Annotated in this window: 22 protein-coding genes; 13 read left to right on the top strand and 9 right to left on the bottom strand. The window is 67.1% G+C overall.

What is annotated here, in order from left to right:
• Positions 1–34 precede the first annotated feature (34 nt).
• From murJ to trxA, 6 genes are all read left to right on the top strand, one after another.
• A complete protein-coding gene (gene murJ, locus OHA03_RS13875; protein ID WP_267004111.1) occupies positions 35–2,191 on the top strand; it encodes a murein biosynthesis integral membrane protein MurJ in 2,157 nt (718 codons plus the stop codon).
• 128 nt (positions 2,192–2,319) lie between these two features.
• Positions 2,320–4,035, top strand: a complete 1,716-nt coding sequence (locus OHA03_RS13870) for a protein kinase family protein (RefSeq protein ID WP_267004109.1) — start codon at positions 2,320–2,322, stop codon at positions 4,033–4,035.
• Positions 4,036–4,195: 160 nt separating this feature from the next.
• Entirely contained in the window at positions 4,196–4,900 is a 705-nt protein-coding gene (gene sigM, locus OHA03_RS13865; RefSeq protein ID WP_267004107.1) for an RNA polymerase sigma factor SigM, read from the top strand.
• Positions 4,897–5,886, top strand: a complete 990-nt coding sequence (locus tag OHA03_RS13860) for an anti-sigma factor (protein ID WP_267004105.1) — start codon at positions 4,897–4,899, stop codon at positions 5,884–5,886. Before sigM ends, OHA03_RS13860 begins: the two co-directional genes overlap by 4 nt.
• 133 nt (positions 5,887–6,019) lie before the next feature.
• On the top strand, positions 6,020–6,982 hold the full coding sequence (trxB, locus tag OHA03_RS13855; RefSeq protein WP_267004103.1) for a thioredoxin-disulfide reductase: 963 nt from the start codon (positions 6,020–6,022) through the stop codon (positions 6,980–6,982).
• 44 nt (positions 6,983–7,026) lie between these two features.
• Positions 7,027–7,359 (top strand): thioredoxin, encoded by a 333-nt coding sequence (trxA, locus tag OHA03_RS13850; RefSeq protein ID WP_030930508.1) that lies wholly within the window; start codon positions 7,027–7,029, stop codon positions 7,357–7,359.
• Positions 7,360–7,437: 78 nt separating this feature from the next.
• Here trxA and OHA03_RS13845 read toward each other — a convergent pair whose 3' ends face one another.
• From OHA03_RS13845 to rpmH, 9 genes are all read right to left on the bottom strand, one after another.
• A complete protein-coding gene (locus tag OHA03_RS13845; RefSeq protein ID WP_267004101.1) occupies positions 7,438–8,055 on the bottom strand; it encodes a GNAT family N-acetyltransferase in 618 nt (205 codons plus the stop codon).
• A 299-nt stretch (positions 8,056–8,354) separates the two neighbouring features.
• A complete protein-coding gene (locus OHA03_RS13840) occupies positions 8,355–9,452 on the bottom strand; it encodes a ParB/RepB/Spo0J family partition protein (RefSeq protein WP_267004099.1) in 1,098 nt (365 codons plus the stop codon).
• A complete protein-coding gene (locus OHA03_RS13835) occupies positions 9,449–10,525 on the bottom strand; it encodes a ParA family protein (RefSeq protein WP_313941610.1) in 1,077 nt (358 codons plus the stop codon). The genes OHA03_RS13840 and OHA03_RS13835 overlap by 4 nt, the downstream gene beginning before the upstream one ends.
• Before the next feature lie 293 nt (positions 10,526–10,818).
• Positions 10,819–11,535, bottom strand: a complete 717-nt coding sequence (gene rsmG, locus OHA03_RS13830; RefSeq protein ID WP_030973746.1) for a 16S rRNA (guanine(527)-N(7))-methyltransferase RsmG — start codon at positions 11,533–11,535, stop codon at positions 10,819–10,821.
• Between the two features lie 109 nt (positions 11,536–11,644).
• On the bottom strand, positions 11,645–12,154 hold the full coding sequence (locus OHA03_RS13825) for a R3H domain-containing nucleic acid-binding protein (RefSeq protein WP_267004094.1): 510 nt from the start codon (positions 12,152–12,154) through the stop codon (positions 11,645–11,647).
• A gap of 14 nt (positions 12,155–12,168) precedes the next feature.
• On the bottom strand, positions 12,169–13,434 hold the full coding sequence (yidC, locus tag OHA03_RS13820; RefSeq protein ID WP_267004092.1) for a membrane protein insertase YidC: 1,266 nt from the start codon (positions 13,432–13,434) through the stop codon (positions 12,169–12,171).
• A gap of 3 nt (positions 13,435–13,437) precedes the next feature.
• Positions 13,438–13,797 (bottom strand): membrane protein insertion efficiency factor YidD, encoded by a 360-nt coding sequence (yidD, locus tag OHA03_RS13815; protein WP_267004090.1) that lies wholly within the window; start codon positions 13,795–13,797, stop codon positions 13,438–13,440.
• Positions 13,794–14,165, bottom strand: coding sequence for a ribonuclease P protein component (gene rnpA / locus OHA03_RS13810; RefSeq protein WP_267004089.1), 372 nt, complete (start codon positions 14,163–14,165; stop codon positions 13,794–13,796). Before rnpA ends, yidD begins: the two co-directional genes overlap by 4 nt.
• Positions 14,166–14,183: 18 nt before the next feature.
• Entirely contained in the window at positions 14,184–14,321 is a 138-nt protein-coding gene (rpmH, locus tag OHA03_RS13805) for a 50S ribosomal protein L34 (protein WP_030930485.1), read from the bottom strand.
• Between the two features lie 392 nt (positions 14,322–14,713).
• Here rpmH and dnaA point away from each other — a divergent pair, with 392 nt between their 5' ends.
• From dnaA to gyrA, 7 genes are all read left to right on the top strand, one after another.
• On the top strand, positions 14,714–16,516 hold the full coding sequence (dnaA, locus tag OHA03_RS13800) for a chromosomal replication initiator protein DnaA (protein ID WP_267004088.1): 1,803 nt from the start codon (positions 14,714–14,716) through the stop codon (positions 16,514–16,516).
• A 1,027-nt stretch (positions 16,517–17,543) separates the two neighbouring features.
• Positions 17,544–18,674, top strand: a complete 1,131-nt coding sequence (gene dnaN, locus OHA03_RS13795; RefSeq protein ID WP_267004087.1) for a DNA polymerase III subunit beta — start codon at positions 17,544–17,546, stop codon at positions 18,672–18,674.
• A gap of 130 nt (positions 18,675–18,804) precedes the next feature.
• Positions 18,805–19,683, top strand: a complete 879-nt coding sequence (gnd, locus tag OHA03_RS13790) for a phosphogluconate dehydrogenase (NAD(+)-dependent, decarboxylating) (RefSeq protein WP_267004085.1) — start codon at positions 18,805–18,807, stop codon at positions 19,681–19,683.
• Positions 19,684–19,767: 84 nt separating this feature from the next.
• Positions 19,768–20,898, top strand: a complete 1,131-nt coding sequence (gene recF / locus OHA03_RS13785; RefSeq protein WP_267004083.1) for a DNA replication/repair protein RecF — start codon at positions 19,768–19,770, stop codon at positions 20,896–20,898.
• A gap of 26 nt (positions 20,899–20,924) precedes the next feature.
• Positions 20,925–21,488, top strand: coding sequence for a DUF721 domain-containing protein (locus tag OHA03_RS13780; protein ID WP_267008043.1), 564 nt, complete (start codon positions 20,925–20,927; stop codon positions 21,486–21,488).
• Positions 21,489–21,903: 415 nt separating this feature from the next.
• Entirely contained in the window at positions 21,904–23,973 is a 2,070-nt protein-coding gene (gene gyrB / locus OHA03_RS13775; RefSeq protein ID WP_323181204.1) for a DNA topoisomerase (ATP-hydrolyzing) subunit B, read from the top strand.
• 46 nt (positions 23,974–24,019) lie between these two features.
• Positions 24,020–26,662: a DNA gyrase subunit A gene (gyrA, locus tag OHA03_RS13770; protein WP_267004081.1), complete on the top strand. Its 2,643-nt coding sequence runs from the start codon at positions 24,020–24,022 to the stop codon at positions 26,660–26,662.
• Positions 26,663–26,746 lie beyond the last annotated feature (84 nt).

Below are 26,746 nucleotides of genomic sequence, written 5' to 3'. Positions count from 1 at the left end.
GCCGGTCGGCCGGGGACAATGAGGTGGGGTATCGATGAACGCGCCGTACGACGGTGACCGCGGTCAGGGTGCGGGCGGAGCTGGGCCTTCCGACGGATCCCCGACGCCTTCGGACCCGGGGCAGGTGGATCCGGCGCCGGACCCGTACCTCCAGGACGCGTACAACCACGATCCCTATCGCGCCCAGGACCTCTCCGCCCAGGACCCGGTGGCCGAGGTGCTGTACGACCGCGCCGCGCACCCGCCCCCGCCCCCTGGCACATACCAGTCTCCGCAGCCGCTCTACCAGCAGCCGCCCGCGGCGCAGTACGCCCCCGATCCGCGCGTCTGGGCGCAGACCCCGCCGCCCGAGCCCGCCGGGCCGTCCCGGCATCTGCCGTACGGCGAAGACGCGGCAACCACCCAGTTCGTCGGCGTCGACGACCTCGTCACCCAGGCGTCCGGGGGCCACGAGGAACCAGATGCGTTCGCGCACCTGTTCCGGGACCAGGAGGGGCCGGCCGGGCCGCCCGTTCCGCCCGAGCCTGAACCTGCTCCGACGCCCGCCCCGCCGAAGTCCGGCGGCCGGGCCTCCAGCCTGCTGAAGTCCAGCGCGGTGATGGCGGCCGGCACCCTGGTGTCCCGGCTCACCGGATTCGTACGCAGCCTGGTGATCACCGCTGCGTTGGGTGCGGCGCTGCTCGGTGACAGCTTCACCATCGCCTACACGCTGCCGACAATGATCTACATCCTCACCGTCGGCGGCGGACTCAACTCGGTCTTCGTTCCTCAGCTCGTCCGTTCCATGAAGGACGACGAGGACGGCGGCGAGGCCTATGCCAACCGTCTGCTGACCCTTGTGATGGTCGCGCTCGGCGTGATCGTGGCGATCGCGGTCTTCGCCGCACCCCTGTTGATCCACCTGATGTCGAGCACGATCGCGAACGACCCGGCGGCCGACAACGTCGCCACCACGTTTGCCCGGTACTGCCTGCCCACCATCTTCTTCATGGGCGTGCATGTGGTGATGGGCCAGATCCTGAACGCCCGTGGCAGGTTCGGCGCGATGATGTGGACCCCGGTCCTCAACAACATCGTCATGATCTTCACGTTCGGCATGTTCATCTGGGTCTACGGCACCTCCGCCGAATCCCACATGGGTGTGCAGACCATTCCGCCGGAGGGCATCCGGCTGCTGGGCATCGGCACGCTGCTCGGTCTGGTCGTCCAGGCCCTGGCGATGATTCCGTATCTGCGCGAGGCCGGGTTCCGCTTCCGTCCGCGCTTCGACTGGAAGGGCCACGGCCTCGGTAAGACGGTCAAGCTGGCCAAGTGGACCGTCCTGTTCGTCTTCGCCAACCAGGCCGGTGTCCTGGTCGTCACGCAGCTGGCGACCGCGGCCGGCAAGGCTTCCGGCAGGAACGGCGCGGGTTTCCTCGCCTACTCCAATGCCCAGCTGATCTGGGGAATGCCGCAGGCGATCATCACCGTCTCGGTCATGGCGGCCCTGCTGCCCCGTATCTCCCGCGCCGCCCACGACAACGACCCCGGCGCGGTCCGTGACGACATCTCCCAGGGGCTGCGCAACTCCGCCGTGGCGATCGTGCCGGTGGCCTTCGCATTTCTCGCGCTCGGCGTCCCGATGTGCACCCTGCTGTACTCGTCCAGCGGCACCGAGGCTGCCCGGTCCATGGGCTTCATCCTGATGGCGTTCGGCCTCGGCCTCATCCCGTACTCCGTGCAGTACGTCGTGCTGCGCGGCTTCTATGCGTACGAGGACACCCGGACGCCGTTCTACAACACGGTCATCGTCGCCGCGGTCAACGCTGCCGCCTCCGCTCTCTGCTACGTGGTCCTTCCGGCCCAGTGGGCGGTCGTCGGTATGGCGGCCTCGTACGGGCTGGCCTACGCCGTCGGCGTGGGCATCGCCTGGCGTCGACTGCGCAACCGGCTGGGCGGCGACCTGGACGGCGCCCATGTCGTGCGTACGTACGCCCGCCTGTGCCTCGCGGCGATCCCCGCAGCGATCATCGGCGGCGGCGTGGGCTTCGCCCTGCTGCTGGGCCTGGGCGAGGGTGCTTTCGGTTCGCTGGTCGCGTTGGTCTTGGGCGGGGCCGCGCTCATGGGGGTCTTCTTCGTCGCCGCGAAGCGGATGCGGATCGAAGAGATCAACGGCATGGTCGGTATGGTCCGCGGACGGCTCGGACGCTGAAGACCGGCAGCCCGCACAACCATCGCCGGTCTCCGTGTGTCGTGCATAGCGCTGGAGTGTGGGCACAATTGGCGTGACTGTGCAGAGCTGGCTGGCATCGCGCAACGGATGGGGAGGCAGGAACGACGGTGGCGGAACGTAGCACGGCTGCCGTCGACGTGGCCGACAACAGCGGTGATGAACCGCTGACCGCCAAGGCGGACGAGGCCACGACCGACGGGACGACAGAAGCCCAGGACACGGAGGGCACAAGCCCCCAGGACGCGGACGGTGAGCGAATCAGCTCTGAAGCCGCCGCAGCGACCCCGGACCTGCACAGCGGTCACAAACTGGCCAGACGCTACCGGTTGGAGGAGTGCGTCACCCGTCTGGACGGATTCAGCAGCTGGCGTGCTGTCGACGAGAAACTGCGCCGCGCGGTGGGTGTCCATCTGCTCCCGGCGGACCATCCGCGAGCCCGTTCCGTGCTGGCCGCGGCCCGGTCCTCCGCGCTGCTCGGGGACCCGCGATTCGTGCAGGTTCTCGACGCGGTCGAGGAGGACGACCTCGTCTACGTCGTCCACGAATGGCTCCCCGACGCCACCGAGCTGACGGCTCTGCTGGCCGCCGGTCCGATGGACGCTCACGACGCCTACCAACTGGTCAGCCAGGTATCCCAAGCCATGGCGGCCGCGCACCGTGAGGGCCTCGCGCATCTGAGGCTCACCCCGGGTGCGGTACTGCGGAGTTCGACCGGCCAGTACCGGATCCGTGGCCTCGCCGTGAACGCCGCCCTGCGCGGCATTACCGCCGACGGTCCGCAGCGCGCGGACACCGAGGCGATCGGCGCCCTGCTCTATGCCGCATTGACGCAGCGCTGGCCGTACGAGATCGATGCCTACGGTCTCACCGGGCTCCCCAAGGGTGTGGGGCTGATCGCCCCCGACCAGGTGCGGGCCGGAGTTCACCGCGGTCTCTCCGAACTCGCCATGCGTGCCCTCGTCAACGACGGGGCCACCGCCTCCCGGCAGGAGCAGCCGTGCACCACACCGGACGAGCTGGCCAAGGCGGTCGCGGCGATGCCCCGCATCCGCCCGCCGGAGCCCACCTTCACGGCTCCGCCGGAGTACCAGCGCACGACCTATCAGCAGGGCAACTACGGGCGTCCGCCCGCCAGCCCCGGCGTTCCCGTGACGCAGCCCGTGATGGCCACACCGCCGGCACCGCTCCAGAGTCGAACCGGCAAGGCGCTCAAGTGGGCCGTGTCAGCCCTCCTCATCGCGGCCCTGGGCCTCGGCAGCTGGCAGCTCGCGGAGACACTCCTCGACCGAGGCAAGGAGACGGACGACCCGGGGACCACACAGACGGATCCGGAGAACGGTGACAAACCTTCGCCTGCCCCGGCCAAGCCGCTGCGGCTCAGCGGTGCGACAGAGTTCATGCCCAGCGGGTCGGGAATCAAGCAACAGGACGCACCGAACGCCGTCGACGGCAAGCCCGACACGGCCTGGATCACCCCCAGGTACAAGGGCTACCCGAATTTCGGGAACCTCCCGCCCCGCAGAGACGGCAGCGGCATAGTCGTTGACCTGGGCAGTGTGCAGAACGTCAGAGGCATCAAGGTCCAGCTGTACCGCAGCGGCCAAACGACCGAAGTGCTCGCAGCTGCCGAGGATGCCTCCGCTCCGTCGTCGCTTTCGGATTTCCCGCAGCGCCTCACCAAGAAGAGCAAGGCAGGAAACAGCCTGGAGGAGACGCTCGCCAAGCCCGTACGCACCCGCTACGTGCTAATCCATGTCACCGAACTCCCACCGGACGGGTCGGACTTCCGTGGCGGGATCTCGGAGATCTCCGTACTCGGCTGACCGAGCAGGCCGGCAGGGACCAACCTCCCTGCCGGCCTGCCGCATGTCCGGTCGGTGGTGACCGCAGCCCTCGCTGAACCGATCTTCCTCATCTCTATGCCGCACGACATATGAATCGTGATAGACAGACGGCTCCGACGCACAGAGGGAGGGAGGGGAGGTGGCCTCCGAGCCGTCAGAGCCACTCAGCGACTCAGACCTCCTCGCTCGCCATGTAGCCGGTGAACCGGATGCCTTCGGTGAGCTCGTCCGACGCCACCGAGACCGGCTGTGGGCCGTGGCACTACGGACCCTGGGTGACCGTGAGGAAGCAGCCGATGCGGTCCAGGACGCCCTGGTCTCCGCCTTCCGCGCCGCCCATACCTTCCGTGGCCAGTCCGCCGTCACCACCTGGCTGCACCGCATCACGGTCAACGCATGCCTCGACCGGGTCCGTAAGGCTGCCACACGCAAGACCTCACCGGTCGACGACACCGAGCGGCTCGAGCAGCTTCTTGAGCCTCACGAATCCGCCGAGGCGCCGGCCGAACGCCAGGATCTGCACCGTGAACTTCTGGCAGCGCTCGGCACCCTTCCCGCCGAGCAGCGCGCCGCGCTTGTCCTCGTGGACATGCAGGGATACCCCGTGGCCGAGGCCGCCCGCATCCTCGACGTACCGACCGGCACGGTGAAGAGCCGCTGCGCGCGGGGCCGGGCCCGGCTCGCTCCTCTGCTTGTCCATCTGCGCAGCGAGGGCGGAGAGGCCGGTGAACTAAGCGCCAGAAGGAACCGGACGCAGAGAGCATCCGTCCCACCCGCGTCGGGGCCGAGGGACGCAGGAACCAGTGATCCTGCCGGAGCGAAGGGCGGAGGTGGGCAAACATGACATCAACGGCCGACACGACCCAGCACCCGGATGTCTCGGAGATCTCCGACCTCACCGAAGGACTACTGTCTCCGTCCCGCACGGCGGAAGTACGCCGTCACGTGGACGAGTGCGGCATCTGCGGAGAGGTCCTGGTCTCTCTCGAAGAGATCCGTGCCCTGCTCGGCACCCTGCCTGCTCCCGAGCGCATGCCCGACGACATCGCAGACCGCATCCACGCCGCACTGGCCGCCGAACCACTTCGCACCCCGGACGACGCGGCAGATGTTTCACGTGAAACAGAGGCCGTCGTCGGACACGATCAGGAAGCCGGAGATCAGGAGACAGAGGGCCAGGAGACACGGGACCGGGAGACACACCCCGCCCTCGAGGACCGCCCTACGGGACACCCGCGGGCCACCACCGGCCCCGGCCGCAGACCCCCGCGACGACGCCGCCGCGGCATCGTTCTCGGCACAGCCCTCGGTGCAGCCATGGTCGGCGTGAGCGTCCTCATGCTGCAGACGGTCCAGAATTCCGCGGACTCTTCAGGGGCCAGCAAGGCCAAGGCTTACGACAGCGGCGTGAGCGCCCCCGAGGACGGAGTGAACGCGTTCTCGGGTTCTCCGCTCAGCCGACACGTGGAAGCGCTCCTGAACAGCACCGGCATGCCCGCCTCAGGGGAATCAGACGAGAAGCGAGCACCGTCCGTCGAGATGCAGTCGACGCCGGATACCGAGTCCCCCACGCCCTCCTCGCCCAAAACGCCGCTGCGTACCCCCGCAGTGACAGTCCCGGCCTGCATCCAGCAGGGCATCGGACGAAGGACTGCCGCTCTCGCCATCGAGGAAGGCACCTACGAAGGAACGCACGCCTACCTCGTAGTCCTGCCGCACCGGACCAGCGCGGCGCTCGTCCAGGTCTATGTCATGGACGCCAGCTGTGTCGACGCAGACCCCACGGGCAAGGGCAAGCTGCTCCTGACCCACAGCTACGCCCGACCCTGAGAATCGTGCCGGGCGCCGCTCCGGCACGTCGGGAATGCATCCCCCGTAGGATCCGTTGGGTGGGGTGTGAGTCGTTGAACCGACCCCATTAGGCGTGGACAGTAGGCAGTCTGCAGAGACGAGGAAGAAACCCGTGAGCGACGTCCGTAATGTGATCATCATCGGCTCCGGGCCTGCGGGCTACACCGCGGCCCTCTATACCGCGCGTGCGTCGCTGAAGCCTCTGGTGTTCGAGGGCGCCGTGACTGCTGGTGGCGCTCTGATGAACACCACCGACGTGGAGAACTTCCCGGGGTTCCAGGACGGCATCATGGGCCCCGAGCTCATGGACAACATGCGCGCCCAGGCGGAGCGGTTCGGCGCCGAGCTCATCCCCGACGATGTGGTTGCCGTCGATCTGGCCGGTGACATCAAGACCGTCACCGACACGGCAGGCACGGTGCACCGCGCCAAGGCCGTCATCGTCACCACCGGCTCTCAGCACCGGAAGCTCGGCCTGCCGAACGAGGACGCCCTCTCCGGACGTGGTGTCTCCTGGTGCGCGACCTGTGACGGCTTCTTCTTCAAGGACCAGGACATCGCCGTGATCGGCGGTGGCGACACGGCTATGGAGGAGGCAACGTTCCTCTCCCGCTTCGCCAAGTCGGTCACGATCGTCCACCGCCGCGACTCGCTGCGGGCCTCCAAGGCCATGCAGGAGCGAGCCTTCGCCGACCCGAAGATCAAGTTCGCCTGGGACAGCGAGGTCGCCGGGGTCCACGGCGAGCAGAAGCTCTCCGGGCTGACACTGCGCAACACCAAGACCGGCGAGACGTCCGAGCTCGCGGTCACCGGTCTTTTCATCGCTGTCGGCCACGACCCGCGTACGGAGCTCTTCAAGGGCCAGCTCGACCTCGATGACGAGGGCTACCTCAAGGTCAATGCTCCGTCGACGCGCACCAACGTGACCGGCGTCTTCGGTGCCGGCGACGTCGTCGACCACACCTACCGGCAGGCCATCACCGCTGCCGGCACCGGCTGCTCCGCCGCCCTCGACGCCGAGCGCTTCCTTTCCGCGCTCGCCGACGAGGAGAAGGCCGCTGCGGCCGCCGTCTGATCCACGCCTCTCACCCCACACCCCGCAAAGTTAAGGAGGCCGCCGTGGCCGGCGCCCTGAAGAACGTGACTGACGACTCCTTCGACGAGGACGTCCTGAAGAGCGAGAAGCCCGTACTGGTGGACTTCTGGGCCGCCTGGTGCGGTCCGTGCCGCCAGATCGCCCCGTCGCTGGAGGCAATCGCGGCTGAGCACGGCGACAAGATCGAGATCGTCAAGCTCAACATCGACGAGAACCCGGCCACCGCTGCCAAGTACGGCGTGATGTCCATCCCGACGCTGAACGTGTACCAGGGCGGCGAGGTCGCCAAGACCATCGTCGGCGCCAAGCCGAAGGCCGCCATCCTCCGCGACCTCGAAGGCTTCATCGCCGAGTAAGGCCACGGTCCGCTGTTTCACGTGAAACGGGTCCATCCCTTGGGGATGGACCCGTTTCACGTTGTCGTGGCTCCCGGATCACAGCGGGCGCAGCGCCGGCTCCTTCTGCACGGCACCGAGCAGCCGGTCCAGCGCCAGCTCGACGTCTTCCTTCCACGAGAGCGTCGTGCGCAGCTCCAGTCTCAGCCGTGGATGAATCGGATGCGGACGTACGGTCTTGAAGCCCACCGCCAGCAGATGGTCTGCCGGGAGCACACACGCCGGTCCCTTCCACCGGGCATCCCCGAACGCCTCGATCGCCTTGAATCCCCGTCGCAGCAGATCCTTGGCGACGGTCTGCACCATGACACGCCCGAGTCCCTGGCCCTGGTAGCCGGGCGTGATCCAAGCAGTCATCAACTGCACGGCGTCAGGGGAGACCGGGCTGGTGGGAAAGGCGGTCGAGCGCGGCACATACGCCGGTGGTGCATAGAGAACGAAACCGACCGGTACGTCGTCCACATAGACGACACGGCCGCAGGATCCCCATTCCAGAAGGACAGCGGAGATCCAGGCTTCCTTCTCCAGCTCCGGGGTCCCTGCCTTTATCGCAGCTTCCCCACTGACCGGATCAAGTTCCCAGAAGACACACGAGCGGCACCGCTTGGGGAGATCGGGAAGGTTATCCAGTGTGAGCGGTACGAGCCGCCGTCCCATGAAGGCTGTTCCTCGCTTCCTTCGCCCGCCGCATCGCGTGCGGCGGCCAATGCGCTCCGTTCACTGAGCAGGCCGCCGACAAATCCTCCGACAGCCCCCAGGCCCAGCCCCACTGTCACCAGTTGGCTGCGGCTCACTGATCGCATGGCCCTCCCTCCGCCGAGGTGGATCAAGCTGATGTGCCATACCAGAACGAATCGTATCCACCCGGAGATGAAGTCGATACCGTGAGAAAGCAAAGGGCGGGCTGTATTCCGGCATGTTCCGGAATACAGCCCGCCCCGACGTTCCGCCGGACGTCAGCTCTCGCCGTCCTCGGCAGTCTCGTCGGAGAGACCCCGCTCCAGCACCCGGCCCTCTCCTGGCGCGAGGCTGCCGAGAATGCGGTCCAGATCTTCCATCGAGGCGAACTCGACGACAATCTTTCCCTTCTTCTGTCCGAGGTCGACCTTCACCCTGGTCTCGAAACGGTCGGAGAGCCGCGAAGCAAGGTCGGAGAGCGCGGGCGACAACCGGCCGCCGGCCCGAGGCCCCTTGGACTTGGGAGTGCTGCTGGGGCGGGAGCTCATCAGCGTCACGATCTCCTCGACCGCCCGCACGGAGAGCCCCTCGGCCACGATGCGATGGGCCAGCCGGTCCTGCTCCTCGGAGTCGTCCACGGACAGCAGCGCCCTCGCATGGCCAGCAGACAGCACCCCGGCAGCGACCCTGCGCTGCACTGGCGGAGACAGGCGCAGCAGTCGCAGCGTGTTCGACACCTGCGGACGGGAGCGCCCGATCCGGTCGGCCAGCTGATCATGCGTGCACTTGAAGTCCTTGAGCAGCTGGTCGTACGCGGCTGCCTCCTCCAGCGGGTTCAGTTGAGCCCGGTGCAGGTTCTCCAGGAGCGCATCCAGAAGCAGCTTCTCGTCGTCCGTGGCCCGGACAATGGCCGGGATCCGCTCCAGACCGGCCTCACGGCAGGCCCTCCAGCGCCGCTCGCCCATGATGAGCTCGTACCGTTCCGGCCCCAGCTTCCGCACGACTACGGGCTGGAGAAGGCCGACCTCCTTGATGGAGGTGACCAGCTCCGCGAGCGCGTCCTCGTCGAACACCTCACGCGGCTGACGCGGGTTCGGAGTGATGGATCCGATGGGAACCTCGGCGAAGTACGCCCCCGCGGCATCCGTCGGTCCCGCGGACGACTCGGACTCCGCGGGTGCGCTCGGCTCCGGCACCACGGGAGCAGCCGTGAGTGTGGTCACCTTCGCGGCGGCCACGCCTCGCTCGGTGGTCATCACCGGGCTCACGCCCGGCGAGTCCGAACCCGCTCCGGAGGCCGGCACCTGACGTTCCTGCGGGGCAGCGGGAATCAGCGCACCGAGCCCACGCCCCAACCCTCTACGACGCTCACTCACTGGATCCCCTCCGAAATGTTCTGCTGGCTGTTCTGGCTGCCCGTCTGGGCATGCTGAGCCTCGTAATGCACCCCGACCCCCCGAAAGGCGATCTCACGAGCGGCTTCAAGATACGACAGGGACCCGCTGGAACCCGGGTCGTAGGTCAACACGGTCTGTCCGTAGCTCGGCGCCTCCGAGATCCGTACGGATCGAGGAATGCTTGTGCGCAGCACCTCCTTACCGAAGTGGCTGCGCACCTCCTCCGCCACCTGGGAAGCGAGCCTGGTCCTGCCGTCGTACATGGTGAGCAGGATCGTCGACACATGCAGATCGGGGTTGAGGTGCCCCCGAACGAGGTCGACGTTCCTCAGCAGCTGCCCCAATCCTTCCAGCGCGTAGTACTCGCACTGAATAGGAATCAGCACTTCGGCGCCCGCGACCAGGGCATTGACCGTCAGCAGACCGAGCGAAGGCGGGCAGTCGATGAGGATGTAGTCCAACGGCTGCTCATACGCCTGAATCGCCCGCTGCAGTCGACTCTCCCGCGCCACCAGCGACACCAGCTCGATCTCCGCACCGGCGAGATCGATGGTGGCCGGGGCGCAGAAGAGACCTTCGACGTCCGGGACGGGCTGAACCACGTCGGAGAGCGGCCTGCTCTCGACCAGGACGTCATAGATCGAGGGAACTTCGGCATGGTGATCAATGCCCAGTGCCGTGGAGGCATTGCCCTGCGGGTCGAGGTCGACCACGAGAACGCGTGCGCCGTGAAGGGCCAGCGAGGCGGCAAGGTTGACCGTCGTAGTGGTCTTGCCCACCCCGCCCTTCTGGTTGGCCACCACCATGACGCGCGTCTGGTCAGGACGGGGCAGCCCCTCGCCGGCACGGCCGAGGGCCTCGACGGCCAGCTGGGCTGCACGGCCGATGGGTGTGTCATCCATCGGCGGCGGTGTTTCACGTGAAACACCGTCCCCCGCCGATTCGGTTCGGGGACCGGGGACCGGATCGGTCATCGGTCCCGCGATGTTGGCGTCGGACCGCACGGATTCACTCTCCTCGACTTCAGGCTCGCAATGAGCAGAGCCTGCCATGCTTTCGGGGTCGCGAACCAGCGAGGCCCACTCTTCTGTGGATGAATCCACTTCTGTGGACAACCCCGTAGCCCTGACGGGCTTGCGATGCCGCGGCGCGGCAGCCGCGCGACCGCGACTGATGATTCCATGCAGCAGAGAGCGACGTTTCACGTGAAACACGATGCCCCTGCAGCGTAGCTACAGGGGCACGACACTCCGCATGCGGTGCATATGGCCGCTTGCGCGGAGCATCACTGGTAAACGGCGCGAACCGTATGTAACGGGCTATGCCGTAGCGTTACGGCGCGGCCTCAGCGGCGCCGCCGTGTACGGCTGACCCTGGCGGCCTTCGCCCTCTTTGCGGCGAACCTCACACCGCCCGGACTCTCACCGACCACCACCCGCACCACGGTGGACATCGGTTCGACCACGCCCTCACCGACATGCAGTACCTCGGTGTCCACCACGCCGAGCTTGCTCAAGGCCGCACGCGCGCCGCTGATCTCCTCCTCGGCGGTATCGCCCTTGAGCGCAAGCATCTCTCCGTACGGACGCAGCAGTGGCACGCCCCAGCCCGCCAGCCGATCAAGCGGCGCCACGGCGCGAGCGGTCACGACATGAACCGGCTGCAGCGTCCCCAGGACCTCCTCGGCCCGGCCCCGGACGACCGTCACGTGGTCCAGCCCCAGCAGCTCGACAACTTCCTGAAGGAAATTCGTCCGCCGAAGCAGTGGCTCCAACAGGGTGATCTTCAGATCCGGACGCACCAGCGCCAGCGGAATACCCGGGAGACCGGCGCCGGAACCCACATCGCAGACCGTGACACCCTCGGGCACGACCTCGGAGAGCACCGCACAATTCAGCAGGTGCCGCTCCCACAGCCGCGGCACCTCACGAGGACCGATCAGCCCTCGCTTGACCCCGGCATCGGCAAGCAGCTCCGCGTACCGGACAGCCTCCGGGAAGAACTCACCGAAAACCGCCCGCGCCCCTTCGGGCGCCTGGGGAAGTTCTACCTCCGCCGTCACGGGAACCGTCCTTCCGTACCGCATTACCGCACTGTGGGTGGCTGACTATCAGGCTGACAAAGATCGGCCCCGCCTGCGAACAGACGGGGCCGACAGAACAGGGGTCCGGTCAGGCCGGGAGAACGACGACGAAGCGCTGCGGCTCCTCGCCCTCCGACTCACTGCGCAGACCTGCGGCCGCAACCGCATCATGCACAACCTTGCGCTCGAACGGCGTCATCGGGTCCAGCCTGACCGGCTCGCCGGTCTTCTTGACCTCGTCCGCGGCCTTGGCACCCAGCTCCGCAAGGACCGCACGCTTCTTGGCCCGGAAGCCCGCGATGTCCAGCATCAGCCGACTGCGGTCACCGGTCTCCCGGTGCACGGCCAGTCGCGTAAGCTCCTGGAGCGCCTCCAGCACCTCACCGTCGCGGCCCACGAGCTTCTGCAGTTCACGTGCCGAGTCGCTGATGATCGAGACCGCGGCCCGGTCCGCCTCGACATCCATGTCGATGTCACCGTCGAGGTCGGCGATGTCGAGCAGGCCCTCGAGGTAGTCGGCTGCGATCTCCCCTTCCTGCTCGAGGCGGGTCAAGGTGTCGCTGCCCTCAGCGGCCGTGGAGGTGGTGCCTTCCGTCACGGATGGACTCCTTCTTACTTCTTGGACGGGTGCTTGGGCCGCTGCGGACCCTTGCGCTGTCCGGACTTGGCTTGGCGTGAGGAGCCGGACGCGGGCTTGCCCGCCGGCTTGGGCTTGTCGTCCTGCGGTGCGTCCTGCTTCTCCAGCGAGGTCTTGGGCTCCGATTCGGGGGAATCGGCCTCCTTCGCCGCGCCCTGCTGGGCGGCACCGCTCTGACGCTTCGCCTTGGTCTGGCGCTTGGGCTGCTGGCGCTTCTGCGCGGCTCCGCCCTCGGCCTCGGCGAGAGCGGTGTCGCTCTTGATCACCGTGCCGTCCTCCTGGGCGGCGAGGTCGAGCTTGGACAGTCCGGCGATGAACTTCCGCTCGATGTCATTGCGGTCCGAGCCCTTGGAGACGATCCGCTTGACGGTGTTGCGCTTGGTCCTGCCGCGCACCTCACCGTGAGCGGTAACGCTCTTCAGCAAACGTCCCAGGTACTGGTCCTGCGCCTTGCTGCCCGGGGTCGGGTTCTGGTTGATCACGTACATCTGCTGACCCATGGTCCAGACGTTGGTGGTCAGCCAGTAGACGAGGACACCGACGGGGAAGTTGATGCCCATGACGGCGAAGATCAGCGGGAAGATGTACATCAGCATCTTCTGCTGCTGCATGTACGGCGTCTTGACCGTCAGGTCGACGTTCTTCGTCATCAGCTGGCGCTGGGTGAAGAACTGCGACGCCGACATCATCACGATCATGACCGCGGTGACGACGCGGACGTCGGTCAGCGAGGCACCGAGAGCGGCGACCTCCGACGCGCTGTCGGTGAACTTCGCAGCCAGCGGAGCGCCGAAGATGTGTGCCTGCCGGGCACTGTCCAGCAGCGGCTGGTTGATGACACCGATCGTCTTGCCCGAGGCGATGGCCGAGAGCACGTGATAGAGGGCGAAGAAGAACGGCGACTGCGCCAGGATGGGAAGGCACGAGGAGAGCGGGTTGGTACCCGTCTCCTTGTACAGCTTCATCATCTCTTCGGACTGACGCTGCTTGTCGCTCTTGTAGCGCTCCTGGATCGCCTTCATCTTCGGCTGGAGCACCTGCATGTTCCGGGTCGACTTGATCTGCTTAACAAAAAGCGGGATCAGGCAGATCCGGATCAGCACGACCAGGGACACGATGGACAGGCCCCAGGCCCACCCTGTGTCATCGCCGAAGATCGCTCCGTACAGCTTGTGGAACTGAACGATGACCCACGAAACGGGGTAGGTGATAAAGCTGAACAGACTGGCAATCGTGTCCACTAATCAGGCTCCTTGAGCTTTGGGCGAGGTCTCTGAGGCCAGGCTGGGAGGTTCGGAGACCGTCCCCCCAGGAGGCACATCAGCGGCGGAGTCCCCGCCCTTGTTGCCACGTATTGCGTTACGCAGCAGTTCGTGCCAACGCGGGCGTTTGCGTGGCGGAACATGATCCACGCCGCCGGGTGACCACGGATTGCATCGCAGGATGCGCCATGCGGTCAGCGCCGTTCCCTTGATCGCTCCGTGCCGGTCGATCGCCGTATATCCATAGTGGGAACACGACGGGTAGTAACGGCAGACGGGCCCGAGTAGTGGGCTGATCGTCCACTGATACAGCTTGATAAGAGCCAGCAGCGGGTACTTCATCGCACGCCCCCTCCCAGTAGCCGCTGAAGGGCGGCGTCCAGGTCTCGGGCCAGCTGTTCATGGTCGGCGTCGCCCGATCCGGGCAGCGCTCGTACGACAACCAGGCTACCGGGGGGCAGCAGGGCCAGTCGTTCGCGGACCAGATGGCGAAGCCTGCGCTTCACCGCTGTGCGTACGACCGCGCCACCCACGGCTTTGCTGACAACGAAACCCGCACGCGGCGGGGGAGCACTCTCCCCAGTCACGTGCGGGTCCGTTGCACCGCTGCGTAGATGAACGACGAGTAGCGGGCGGCTGGCCCGGCGTCCTCGACGTACTGCGGTCGCGAAGTCCTCGCGCCGCCTCAGCCGATTCTCGGTAGGCAGCACGTCATGACCTGTACGCGATCAGGCGGACAGGTTGGCGCGACCCTTGCCACGGCGGGACGCGAGAATCGCGCGGCCGGCACGGGTGCGCATACGCAGCCGGAAGCCGTGGGTCTTCGCGCGACGACGGTTGTTCGGCTGGAAGGTGCGCTTGCTCACTCGGGGGCTCCAGAAATGATCGTGTGTTGGCGGGACATCGCCTGGCTGTCACCGTGCGCCCACGAGAGACTCGCGTAAACGCCTTAGTGCACCGCTTCACAATCACTGATCGTGATCTTTGCCCATCGGAGGCAGGCGGCAGCAGCCATCGACAACTCGACCTGGTCACGGTACGCGCGGCTACGCCATCCGGTCAAACCGGCTCCGCGGTGGCCCCGCGACGGCCTTACCACGACCCGCGCTGTACACAGCCTGTGGACAACAACTTGAACGACGCGGGTCGGCCTGACTACCGTGGCTGAACTCCGGTTCTTTTTCTTCCCGCCTGCCGGGCCTTACCCATCCCGTCCCGAGAACCACACATTCGTGGGACCAGCGAGAGAGCGTGCCTTGTGGCTGACGTACCTGCCGATCTTGCCGCAGTGTGGCCACGAGTGCTGGAGCAGCTCCTCGGGGAGGGCCAGCAGGGCATCGAGCCGAAGGACAAGCAGTGGATCGAGCGCTGCCAGCCGCTCGCACTCGTCGCCGACACCGCGCTGCTCGCCGTCCCCAACGAATGGGGCAAGCGTGTCCTGGAGGGCCGGCTCGCGCCGCTCATCAGCGAAACGCTGAGCCGGGAGTGCGGCCGCCCGATCCGGATCGCGATCACCGTCGACGACTCCGCCGGCGAACCGCCGAACCCGCCGGCGCCCCCGATGCACCAGTCCCAGCAGCCGCAGCAGCACCGCTACCAGGGACCGCAGCACGACGAACGGCAGCAGGACGACGGGTACGAGGGCTACGGCCACCGGCCCGCGGACGACGGCATGCCGACGGCCCGGCCGGCCTACCCCGACTACCAGCAGCAGCGCCCCGAGCCGGGCGCCTGGCCGCGCACCCCTGAGGATCTTTCCTGGCAGCAGCCCCGGCTCGGCGGTTTCCAGGAGCGCGACACGTCCGCGGAACAGTGGCGTGAGCAGCAGCACGACTACCGTCCGCAACAGCCTCAGCACGACTACCGGTCGCAGCCGCCCGAGCGCCAGGGTTACGAGCAACAGCGCCCCGGGCGCCACGCCCTGCCCGAGCCCCAGCACCGGCAGGGTGGTCCCGGCACCGGACGCCCCGGCGGCGCCACCGGGCCGATGGGCGCACAGCCCGCACCCGCGCCCGGTCCCGGCGAGCCGCATGCCCGGCTGAACCCGAAGTACCTCTTCGACACCTTTGTCATCGGCGCGTCCAACCGGTTCGCGCACGCTGCCGCCGTCGCCGTCGCCGAGGCACCCGCGAAGGCGTACAACCCCCTCTTCATCTATGGGGAGTCGGGGCTCGGCAAGACCCATTTGCTGCATGCCATCGGGCACTACGCGCGCAGCCTCTACCCGGGCACCCGGGTGCGCTACGTGAGCTCCGAGGAGTTCACCAACGAGTTCATCAACTCGATCCGCGACGGCAAGGGCGACACCTTCCGCAAGCGGTACCGCGATGTGGACATCCTGCTGGTCGACGACATCCAGTTCCTGGCGAGCAAGGAGTCGACGCAGGAGGAGTTCTTCCACACCTTCAATACGCTCCACAACGCCAACAAGCAGATCGTGCTGTCCTCGGACCGGCCGCCCAAGCAGCTGGTCACCCTGGAGGACCGGCTGCGGAACCGCTTCGAGTGGGGGCTGACCACCGATGTGCAGCCGCCGGAGCTGGAGACGCGGATCGCGATCCTCCGCAAGAAGGCTGTGCAGGAGCAGCTCAACGCCCCGCCGGAGGTCCTGGAGTTCATCGCGTCCCGTATCTCGCGCAACATCCGCGAGCTGGAGGGCGCGCTGATCCGGGTGACGGCCTTCGCCAGCCTCAACCGGCAGCCGGTGGACCTCGGGCTGACCGAGATCGTGCTCAAGGACCTGATCCCGGGCGGCGAGGACTCGGCCCCGGAGATCACGGCGTCGGCCATCATGGCGGCGACCGCGGACTACTTCGGTCTGACGGTGGAGGATCTCTGCGGATCCTCGCGCAGCCGGGTACTGGTGACAGCTCGCCAGATCGCGATGTACCTCTGCCGCGAGCTGACCGATCTCTCGCTGCCCAAGATCGGCGCGCAGTTCGGCGGTCGCGACCATACGACCGTGATGCACGCGGACCGCAAGATCCGTGCGCTGATGGCGGAGCGACGCTCCATCTACAACCAGGTCACCGAACTCACCAACCGCATCAAGAACGGCTGACGGACAGCCGGTACGGCATCTGTCACGTTCTCTGTACGGCGCCGGACGGGCGCCCCGGACGGACTCTCACACAGTCCTCGGGGCGCCCTTCGTCGTTTCGGGACGCCCGCGAAGGTCTCCCGAGCTCCTCCAGGGGGCTTCTGAAACGTCTCCGCGGACCTCCGCACCGTCTCGACGGACCTCAAGAACGCTTCCGACGGGCGTCCGGAGCACGTCCGAGACCCCCTCGAACGGCTTCCGTGCGCCTCCGTCGCGACCCCGGTGTTCGAATAGATGCCGCCGACCTGGGGTTCTCCACAGATCTGGGGAGAATTCGCCCTCCACAGCCTGGGGACCACCAAGTTGTCCATACTGCTTCCACAGGGACGACGGCCGATACTTCATCAGGCCAGGTCAAGAGCCTGGGGATTTGTGGCCAACAGTGATCCACAGCCTGTGGACAGAATATTCGTCCACAGGGGGCATCCGATGTTGTCCACTGGCGGCCCACAGGCAGGGCCATGTTGTCCCCAGCTTCTCCACACCCCTGTCCACTGTTCGGCAACGTGACATCGCCTTTCACCGCGCAGAGTGAAAGGCGTCACACCAAGGAGGCTGGTTGGGCTGTGGGGAACCTGGGTAAAGCTGGGGACAGCCCTGGGGAGAAACACCCCCGCCCTGTGCATCGGGTGTGCAGAACTTTCGCGTGTCCACAGAAGCACCGGGTTGTCCACCGGTGCCGCCCACAGGGCCGGTGGACAAAAAATGGGGCCTGACCTGCGGAAACGACGTTATCCACGGTTTCCACAGCCCCTACTACTACTGCCACTTAGAGTTAGCTCGGAATCTGCTTCGAAGTGGGGCCTGTGCACAACTCGACGCCGGAGCTCCCCGAACCTCTTGTCGCGACTTGACCCCGAGCAGCACCGAGTGTCGGTGCCGTACGTCAGACTGGTCCCCGGCGTCCTCCTCCTGCCATCGGCGGAGTGACCCCGACCAGACGACGAAGGCCAGCAGGGCGAGCGAGCAACAGCAGGAGGCGGTTCCGGTGAAGATCCGGGTGGAGCGCGATGTACTCGCGGAGGCGGTGGCCTGGGTGGCTCGCAGCCTTCCGGCCCGTCCGCCGGCGCCCGTTCTTGCGGGCCTTCTGCTGAAGGCTGAGGACGGGGCTCTCAGCTTCTCGAGCTTCGACTACGAGGTCTCGGCCCGGGTCTCGGTGGACGCCGAGGTCGAGGAGGACGGCACGGTGCTGGTCTCCGGCCGACTGCTCGCCGACATCTGCCGCGCCCTTCCGAACCGCCCGGTGGAGATTTCCACCGACGGTGTACGGGCCACGGTGGTCTGCGGCTCCTCGCGATTCACACTCCACACCCTTCCTGTGGAGGAGTACCCGGCGCTGCCGCAGATGCCGACCGCGACGGGCACGGTCCCCGGCGAGGTCTTCGCCTCCGCCGCCGCCCAGGTCGCAATCGCGGCGGGTCGCGACGACACGCTGCCCGTCCTGACCGGTGTGCGGATCGAGATCGAGGGCGACACGGTCACCCTGGCCTCCACCGACCGCTACCGCTTCGCGGTCCGCGAGTTCCTGTGGAAGCCGGAGAACCCGGACGCCTCGGCCGTCGCCCTGGTGCCCGCCAAGACGCTGCTGGATACCGCCAAGGCGCTGACCAGTGGTGACACGGTGACTCTGGCCCTGTCCGGCTCGGGTGCCGGTGAGGGCCTCATCGGCTTCGAGGGCGCGGGCCGGCGAACGACCACGCGGCTGCTCGAAGGCGACCTGCCGAAGTACCGGACACTGTTCCCCACCGAGTTCAACTCGGTCGCGGTCATCGAGACCGCCCCGTTCGTCGAGGCCGTCAAGCGTGTGGCCCTCGTCGCCGAGCGGAACACCCCGGTGCGGCTCAGCTTCGAGCAGGGTGTGCTGATCCTGGAAGCCGGTTCCAGCGACGATGCACAGGCTGTGGAGCGTGTCGACGCCGCGCTGGACGGAGACGACATCTCGATCGCCTTCAACCCGACGTTCCTGCTCGACGGGCTCAGCGCGATCGACTCCCCGGTCGCCCAGCTCTCCTTCACGACGTCCACCAAGCCTGCGCTGCTCAGCGGTCGGCCCGCGGTGGATGCCGAGGCAGATGACGCGTACAAGTACCTGATCATGCCGGTCCGCCTCTCCGGCTGATACGACCGTCGGTCCGTCACGGCAGATCCCGACGGGCACGCTCAGCGCCGAGCATGCCCGTCGGCCTGTCCCCGCCCGGGCGTACGCTCGGCTTTGGGTACGAATCGGCACAACGCTTAAGGAATCTCTGATGGAGCTCGGTCTCGTCGGCCTCGGCAAGATGGGCGGCAACATGCGCGAGCGCATCCGCCGCGCAGGCCACACCGTTCTCGGTTATGACCGCAATCCGGACGTCTCCGATGTCCACAGTCTCGAAGAGCTTGTGGACAAGCTGAAGGGCCCGCGGGTCATCTGGGTGATGGTCCCGGCCGGTGCGGCGACACAGTCCACGATCGACGAGCTGGCCGCGCTGCTGTCGCCCGGCGACATCGTCGTGGACGGCGGGAACTCCCGCTGGACGGACGACGAGAAGCACGCGGTCGAGCTGGGCATCAAGGGCATCGGCTTCGTCGACTGCGGTGTCTCCGGTGGCGTCTGGGGCCTGGAGAACGGCTACGCGCTGATGTACGGCGGCGACGCCGCCCACGTGGCGAAGGTCCAGCCGATCTTCGACGCCCTGAAGCCGGAGGGTGACTTCGGTTCCGTCCACGCGGGCAAGGTCGGCGCCGGCCACTTCGCGAAGATGGTCCACAACGGCATCGAGTACGCCATGATGCAGGCCTACGCCGAGGGCTGGGAGTTGCTGGAGAAGGTCGACTCCGTCACCGATGTGCGCGAGGTCTTCCGCTCCTGGCAGGAGGGCACGGTCATCCGTTCCTGGCTGCTCGACCTGGCGGTCAACGCGCTGGACGACGACGAGCACCTCGACAAGCTGCGCGGCTTCGCCGCCGACTCGGGTGAGGGACGCTGGACGGTGGAGGCTGCGATCGACAACGCGGTGCCGCTGCCCGCGATCACCGCGTCGCTCTTCGCGCGTTTCGCCTCGCGTCAGGACGACTCCCCGCAGATGAAGATGATCGCCGCGCTGCGCAACCAGTTCGGCGGCCACGCGGTCGAGAACAAGAAGTAACCGCAACGCAAGGCGGGCCGACCAGCATCACCGGCCCGCGCTACGGAGCACGGAGCAGGAAGCCGGGAAGGTCGGCGTACACCCATGCATGTCACGCATCTCTCGCTGGCCGACTTCCGCTCGTACGCCCGGGTCGAGGTACCTCTTGATCCGGGCGTCACCGCGTTCGTGGGTGCCAACGGTCAGGGCAAGACGAATCTCGTCGAGGCCGTCGGCTACCTCGCGACGCTCGGCAGCCATCGCGTCTCCTCCGACGCGCCGCTGGTACGGATGGGCGCGGACCGGGCTGTCATCCGGGCCGCCGTCGCACAGGGCGAGCGCTCCCAGCTGATCGAGCTCGAGCTCAACCCGGGCAAGGCCAATCGCGCCAGGATCAATAGATCGTCGCAGGTCAGGCCACGTGATGTGCTGGGGATCGTACGGACGGTGCTGTTCGCTCCGGAGGATCTGGCGCTGGTCAAGGGCGATCCCGGGGAGCGTCGGCGCTTCCTCGACGAGCTGATCACGGCGCGTTCGCCGCGGATGGCGGGGGTCCGCTCGGACTACGAGCGGGTACTGAAGCAGCGCAACACCCTGCTGAAGTCTGCGGCGATGGCGCGCCGGCACGGTGGCCGGTCGATGGATCTGTCCACCCTCGATGTGTGGGACCAGCATCTGGGCCGGGTGGGCGCGGAGCTGCTGGCGCAGCGGCTCGATCTGATCGCGACTCTGCAGCCGCTGGCCGACAAGGCGTATGCGGATGTCGCGCCCGGCGGTGGCCCCGTGACCTTGGAGTACCGCAGTTCGGTCGGTGCGGGCGTGGAGCCGGCCCGTACCCGGGACGAGCTGTACGAGCAGCTGATCGCCGCCCTCGCGGAGGTGCGTAAGCAGGAGATCGAGCGGGGTGTGACGCTGGTCGGCCCGCACCGCGACGATCTGCTGCTGGGGCTGCGCGGCATGCCAGCCAAGGGGTACGCGAGCCATGGCGAGTCCTGGTCGTACGCGTTGGCGCTGCGGCTGGCTTCGTACGATCTGCTGCGCAGCGAGGGCAATGAGCCGGTGCTCGTCCTGGACGATGTCTTCGCCGAGCTGGATGCGCGGCGCAGGGAGCGGTTGGCGGAGTTGGTGGCTCCGGGCGAGCAGGTGCTGGTGACGGCCGCGGTGGACGATGACGTTCCGGGCGTGCTGGCGGGTACGCGGTACACGGTGTCGGCGGGCGAGGTGGAGCGCGTATGAGTGGCTCCGGTGGTACGGCGAAGGGCATGGGCGCTGCCGGCGGCTCGGGGCCGCAGGAACCGGCGCGCGAGGCGAAGCAGCCGGAGGCGTCGGGGGTCGATCTGGCTCGGGTGGCGTTGCGTGCCGCGAAGGAGCAGGCCCGGGCGCGTGGCGCTGCGGCCCAGCAGAAGAAGCAGGCCAGACGGGGCGGCGGTCTGCGTTCCGGGGCGCGGGCGGACGGCCGTGATCCGTTGCCGCTGGGCGCTGCGATCAATCGTCTGATCACCGAGCGTGGCTGGGAGACGCCTGCTGCGGTGGGCGGGGTGATGGGTCGGTGGCCGCAGATCGTCGGTGAGGATCTGGCCAATCATTGTGTGCCGTTGCGTTATGACGAGGACCCCGAGGAGCGGGTGCTCACGGTGCAGTGCGACTCGACGGCGTGGGCGACGCAGCTGCGGCTGCTGGCGCCGCAGCTGGTGGCGCGGCTCAACGCGGATCTGGGGCACGGCACAGTGAAGTTGATCAAGGTGCTGGGGCCGGGCGGTCCGCAGCGCAGGTTCGGTCCGCTGCGCGCGCCGGGGAGCGTCGGTCCGGGCGACACGTACGGCTGACCCGCGCTTTCTCTCCTTGTTCGGCCATCTGTCGGGCTCCGGCGGCAACCGTTCCCGGTTCCGCCGAGGCTCGGCTGTGGCGGTGTGCTGCCTGGTGCGTCGTGCTGCCCGCGGGATCCGGGATATGTCGTTCTGTGGCGATTGAAACCGTACGGATCGGCTGATGCGTCCCTCACCGTAGCGGGAGGTTGACAGGCCGAAGCGCTCAATGCCCGCGTGAGCCTCTTAGAGCCCCATCCTGAATATGGGGAGTCGTCAGGCGCTCATCCAGGGCGGCACATGCGGACTCAGGTACCGGCAAACCCCCATTCATGTCGGCGCTACCGGTAGACTGGTGAACAATCCCGCATCTTCGCGGGAGTCGTCGATACAAGCCGAACGACGCAGCCGCTCCCGCCTGCCCGGAGAACGGCCTGTGCTGTGCCAGAAAGGGCGCTTCGTGGCCGATTCCGGCAACCCCAACGAGAACATTCCGTCCACACCCGGTGAGAGCGGCGGGGTAACTGCCTCGTACGACGCCAGCGCGATCACCGTCCTCGAGGGCTTGGACGCGGTCCGCAAGCGACCTGGTATGTACATCGGCTCGACCGGTGAGCGTGGCCTGCACCACTTGGTGCAGGAAGTGGTCGACAACTCGGTCGACGAGGCCCTGGCCGGGCACGCGGACACGATCGACGTCACGATCCTCCCCGACGGCGGGGTTCGTGTGATCGACAACGGCCGTGGTATCCCGGTCGACATCGTGCCGTCGGAGAAGAAGCCGGCCGTCGAGGTCGTGCTGACCGTGCTGCACGCCGGCGGTAAGTTCGGCGGCGGCGGTTATGCCGTCTCCGGCGGTCTCCACGGTGTGGGTGTCTCCGTGGTGAACGCGCTGTCGTCGCGCGTCTCCGTCGAGGTCAGGCGGGACGGCTACCGCTGGACCCAGGACTACAAGCTCGGTGTGCCGACGGCGCCGCTGGCCCGTAACGAGGCCACCGAGGAGTCGGGGACGACGGTCACCTTCTGGGCCGACGGTGACATCTTCGAGACCACCGAGTACTCCTTCGAGACTCTGGCGCGCCGCTTCCAGGAGATGGCGTTCCTCAACAAGGGTCTGACGATCAAGCTCACCGACGAGCGTGAGTCGGCGAAGGCGACGGCGGGTGCGGATGTCGCGGAGGCGGTCGAGATCGCGGAGGAGGAAGCGGCCCGCACGGTCACGTACCACTACGAGGGCGGCATCGTCGACTTCGTGAAGTACCTCAACTCCCGCAAGGGCGACGTCATTCACCAGTCGGTGATCGACATCGAGGCCGAGGACAAGGAGCGACTCCTCTCGGCCGAGATCGCGATGCAGTGGAACACGCAGTACAGCGAGGGTGTGTACTCCTTCGCGAACACGATCCACACGCATGAGGGCGGCACCCACGAGGAAGGCTTCCGTGCGGCGCTGACCACGCTGGTCAACAAGTACGCGCGGGACAAGAAGCTGCTGCGTGAGAAGGACGACAACCTCACCGGTGACGACATCCGTGAGGGTCTGACGGCGATCATCTCGGTGAAGCTGGGCGAGCCGCAGTTCGAGGGTCAGACGAAGACCAAGCTGGGCAACACGGAGGCGAAGACCTTCGTCCAGAAGGTCGTCCACGAGCACCTCACGGACTGGTTCGACCGGAACCCGAACGAGGCTGCGGACATCGTCCGCAAGGGCATCGCGGCGGCCACGGCCCGCGTTGCGGCCCGCAAGGCGCGCGATCTGACGCGTCGCAAGGGTCTCCTGGAGAGCGCCTCGCTGCCGGGCAAGCTGAGCGACTGCCAGTCCAACGACCCGACGAAGTGCGAGATCTTCATCGTCGAGGGTGACTCCGCCGGTGGTTCGGCGAAGTCCGGCCGCAACCCGATGTACCAGGCCATCCTGCCGATCCGAGGCAAGATCCTGAACGTCGAGAAGGCTCGGGTCGACAAGATCCTGCAGAACACCGAGGTCCAGGCGCTGATCTCGGCCTTCGGCACCGGAGTCCATGAGGACTTCGACATCGAGAAGCTCCGCTATCACAAGATCATTCTGATGGCGGACGCCGACGTCGACGGTCAGCACATCAACACCTTGCTGCTGACGTTCCTCTTCCGCTTCCTGCGTCCGCTGGTCGAGGCCGGGCACGTCTACCTTTCCCGCCCGCCGCTCTACAAGATCAAGTGGGGTCGGGACGACTTCGAGTACGCGTACTCGGACCGCGAGCGCGACGCCCTTGTCGAGCTCGGCAAGCAGAACGGCAAGCGGATCAAGGAAGACTCGATCCAGCGCTTCAAGGGTCTCGGTGAGATGAACGCCGAGGAGCTGCGCATCACCACGATGGACGTCGACCACCGGGTGCTCGGCCAGGTCACGCTGGACGACGCGGCGCAGGCCGACGACCTCTTCTCGGTGCTGATGGGTGAGGACGTCGAGGCACGGCGCTCGTTCATCCAGCGCAACGCCAAGGACGTCCGCTTCCTCGACATCTGAGTCGGCCGTACCAGCACGCCGCCGCTCGAAAGGACTTTGACCAGCAATGGCCGACGAGAACACCCCTGTGACGCCCGAAGAGGAACCCGCAACCGCGGGTGTGGGCATGCGTGTCGAGCCCGTCGGGCTCGAGACGGAGATGCAGCGCTCCTACCTCGACTACGCGATGTCCGTCATCGTGTCGCGTGCGCTGCCCGACGTACGGGACGGTCTCAAGCCCGTCCACCGCCGTGTGCTGTACGCGATGTACGACGGCGGCTACCGGCCCGAGAAGGGCTTCTACAAGTGCGCCCGTGTCGTCGGTGACGTCATGGGTACGTACCACCCGCACGGTGACTCGTCGATCTACGACGCACTGGTGCGACTGGCGCAGCCGTGGTCGATGCGGATGCCGCTGGTGGACTCCAACGGCAACTTCGGTTCTCCGGGCAACGACCCGGCTGCCGCCATGCGGTACACCGAGTGCAAGATGATGCCGCAGTCCATGGAGATGGTCCGGGACATCGACGAGGAGACCGTCGACTTCCAGGACAACTACGACGGCCGTAATCAGGAGCCGACGGTCCTGCCGGCGCGCTTCCCGAACCTGCTGGTCAACGGTTCCGCGGGCATCGCGGTCGGCATGGCGACCAACATTCCGCCGCACAACCTGCGCGAGGTCGCGTCCGGTGCGCAGTGGTACCTGGAGCACCCGGAGGCCTCGCACGAGGAGCTGCTGGACGCCCTGATCGAGCGGATCAAGGGCCCGGACTTCCCGACCGGTGCGCTCGTCGTGGGCCGCAAGGGCATCGAGGAGGCGTACCGCACGGGCCGTGGGTCCATCACGATGCGCGCGGTCGTCGCGGTCGAGGAGATCCAGAACCGGCAGTGCCTGGTCGTCACGGAGCTTCCGTACCAGACCAACCCCGACAACCTCGCGCAGAAGATCGCCGACCTGGTCAAGGACGGCAAGGTCGGCGGGATCGCGGACGTCCGTGACGAGACGTCCTCGCGCACCGGCCAGCGCCTCGTGGTCGTGCTGAAGAGGGACGCGGTCGCCAAGGTCGTACTGAACAACCTGTACAAGCACACCGACCTGCAGACGAACTTCGGCGCGAACATGCTGGCCCTGGTCGACGGGGTGCCGCGCACGCTGTCGATCGACGCGTTCATCCGCCACTGGGTGACGCACCAGATCGAGGTCATCGTCCGGCGTACGAGGTTCCGCCTGCGCAAGGCGGAGGAGCGGGCGCACATCCTGCGCGGTCTGCTCAAGGCGCTCGACGCTATCGACGAGGTCATCGCCCTCATCCGGCGCAGCCAGACGGTCGAGATCGCCCGTGAGGGCCTGATGGGCCTCCTGGAGATCGACGAGATCCAGGCGAACGCGATCCTGGAGATGCAGCTGCGCCGACTGGCCGCGCTGGAGCACCAGAAGATCACGGCCGAGCACGACGAGCTCCAGGCGAAGATCAACGAGTACAACCAGATCCTGGCGTCGCCCGAGCGGCAGCGGCAGATCGTCAGCGAAGAGCTGGGGGCGATCGTCGACAAGTTCGGCGACGACCGACGCTCCAAGCTGGTGCCCTTCGACGGTGACATGTCCATCGAGGACCTGATCGCCGAGGAGGACATCGTCGTCACGATCTCGCGCGGCGGCTATGTGAAGCGTACGAAGACGGACGACTACCGCTCGCAGAAGCGCGGCGGCAAGGGCGTACGCGGCACGAAGCTCAAGGAAGACGACATCGTCGACCACTTCTTCGTCTCGACGACCCACCACTGGCTGCTGTTCTTCACCAACAAGGGCCGGGTCTACCGGGCCAAGGCGTACGAGCTTCCGGACGCCGGCCGTGATGCGCGCGGGCAGCATGTCGCCAACCTGCTGGCCTTCCAGCCGGACGAGCAGATCGCTGAGATCCTGGCGATCCGCGACTACGAGGCCGCGCCGTATCTGATCCTGGCCACCAAGGGCGGCCTGGTGAAGAAGACCGTGCTGAAGGACTACGACTCGCCGCGCTCGGGCGGTGTCATCGCGATCAACCTCCGTGAGACGGAGGACGGCAGCGACGACGAGCTGATCGGTGCGGAGCTGGTTTCGGCCGAGGACGATCTGCTGCTCATCAGCAAGAAGGCCCAGTCGATCAGGTTCACTGCGACGGACGAAGCGCTGCGCCCGATGGGCCGTGCCACTTCGGGTGTCAAGGGCATGAGTTTCCGCGAGGGCGACGAACTGCTCTCGATGAATGTCGTCCGGCCAGGTACGTTCGTCTTCACTGCCACCGATGGCGGGTACGCGAAGCGGACCGCCGTCGACGAGTACCGCGTTCAGGGTCGCGGCGGCCTCGGCATCAAGGCCGCCAAGATCGTGGAGGACAGGGGCTCGCTGGTCGGCGCGCTGGTGGTCGAGGAGACGGATGAGATCCTTGCCATCACGCTCGGCGGTGGTGTGATTCGTACGCGAGTCAATGAAGTCAGGGAGACGGGTCGTGACACCATGGGCGTCCAACTGATCAATCTGGGCAAGCGCGATGCCGTCGTCGGTATCGCTCGTAACGCCGAGGCCGGCCGCGAGGCCGAAGAGGTCGACGGGGCTGATGACGCCGAGGGCGAGACGGCTGAGACGACTGCCGAGGTGACGACAGCCGAGTCGACTGTCGAGGGCACTGTCGAAGGCATGTCGCCTTCGGCCGGGGAGCACGAGGAGTAGAGCGTGAGTGGAGCCACGGGCGCCGGTTCGGCCGCTTCCGGAGCTGGAGCGAACGGTGCCCGTGGCCCTGCCACGGACTCCCAA

The sequence above is a fragment of the Streptomyces sp. NBC_00154 genome (assembly GCF_026342835.1).
Classification (GTDB): domain Bacteria; phylum Actinomycetota; class Actinomycetes; order Streptomycetales; family Streptomycetaceae; genus Streptomyces.
The sequence above is the reverse complement of the archived record's forward strand: the minus strand, read 5'-3'. Positions and strand labels throughout refer to the sequence as shown.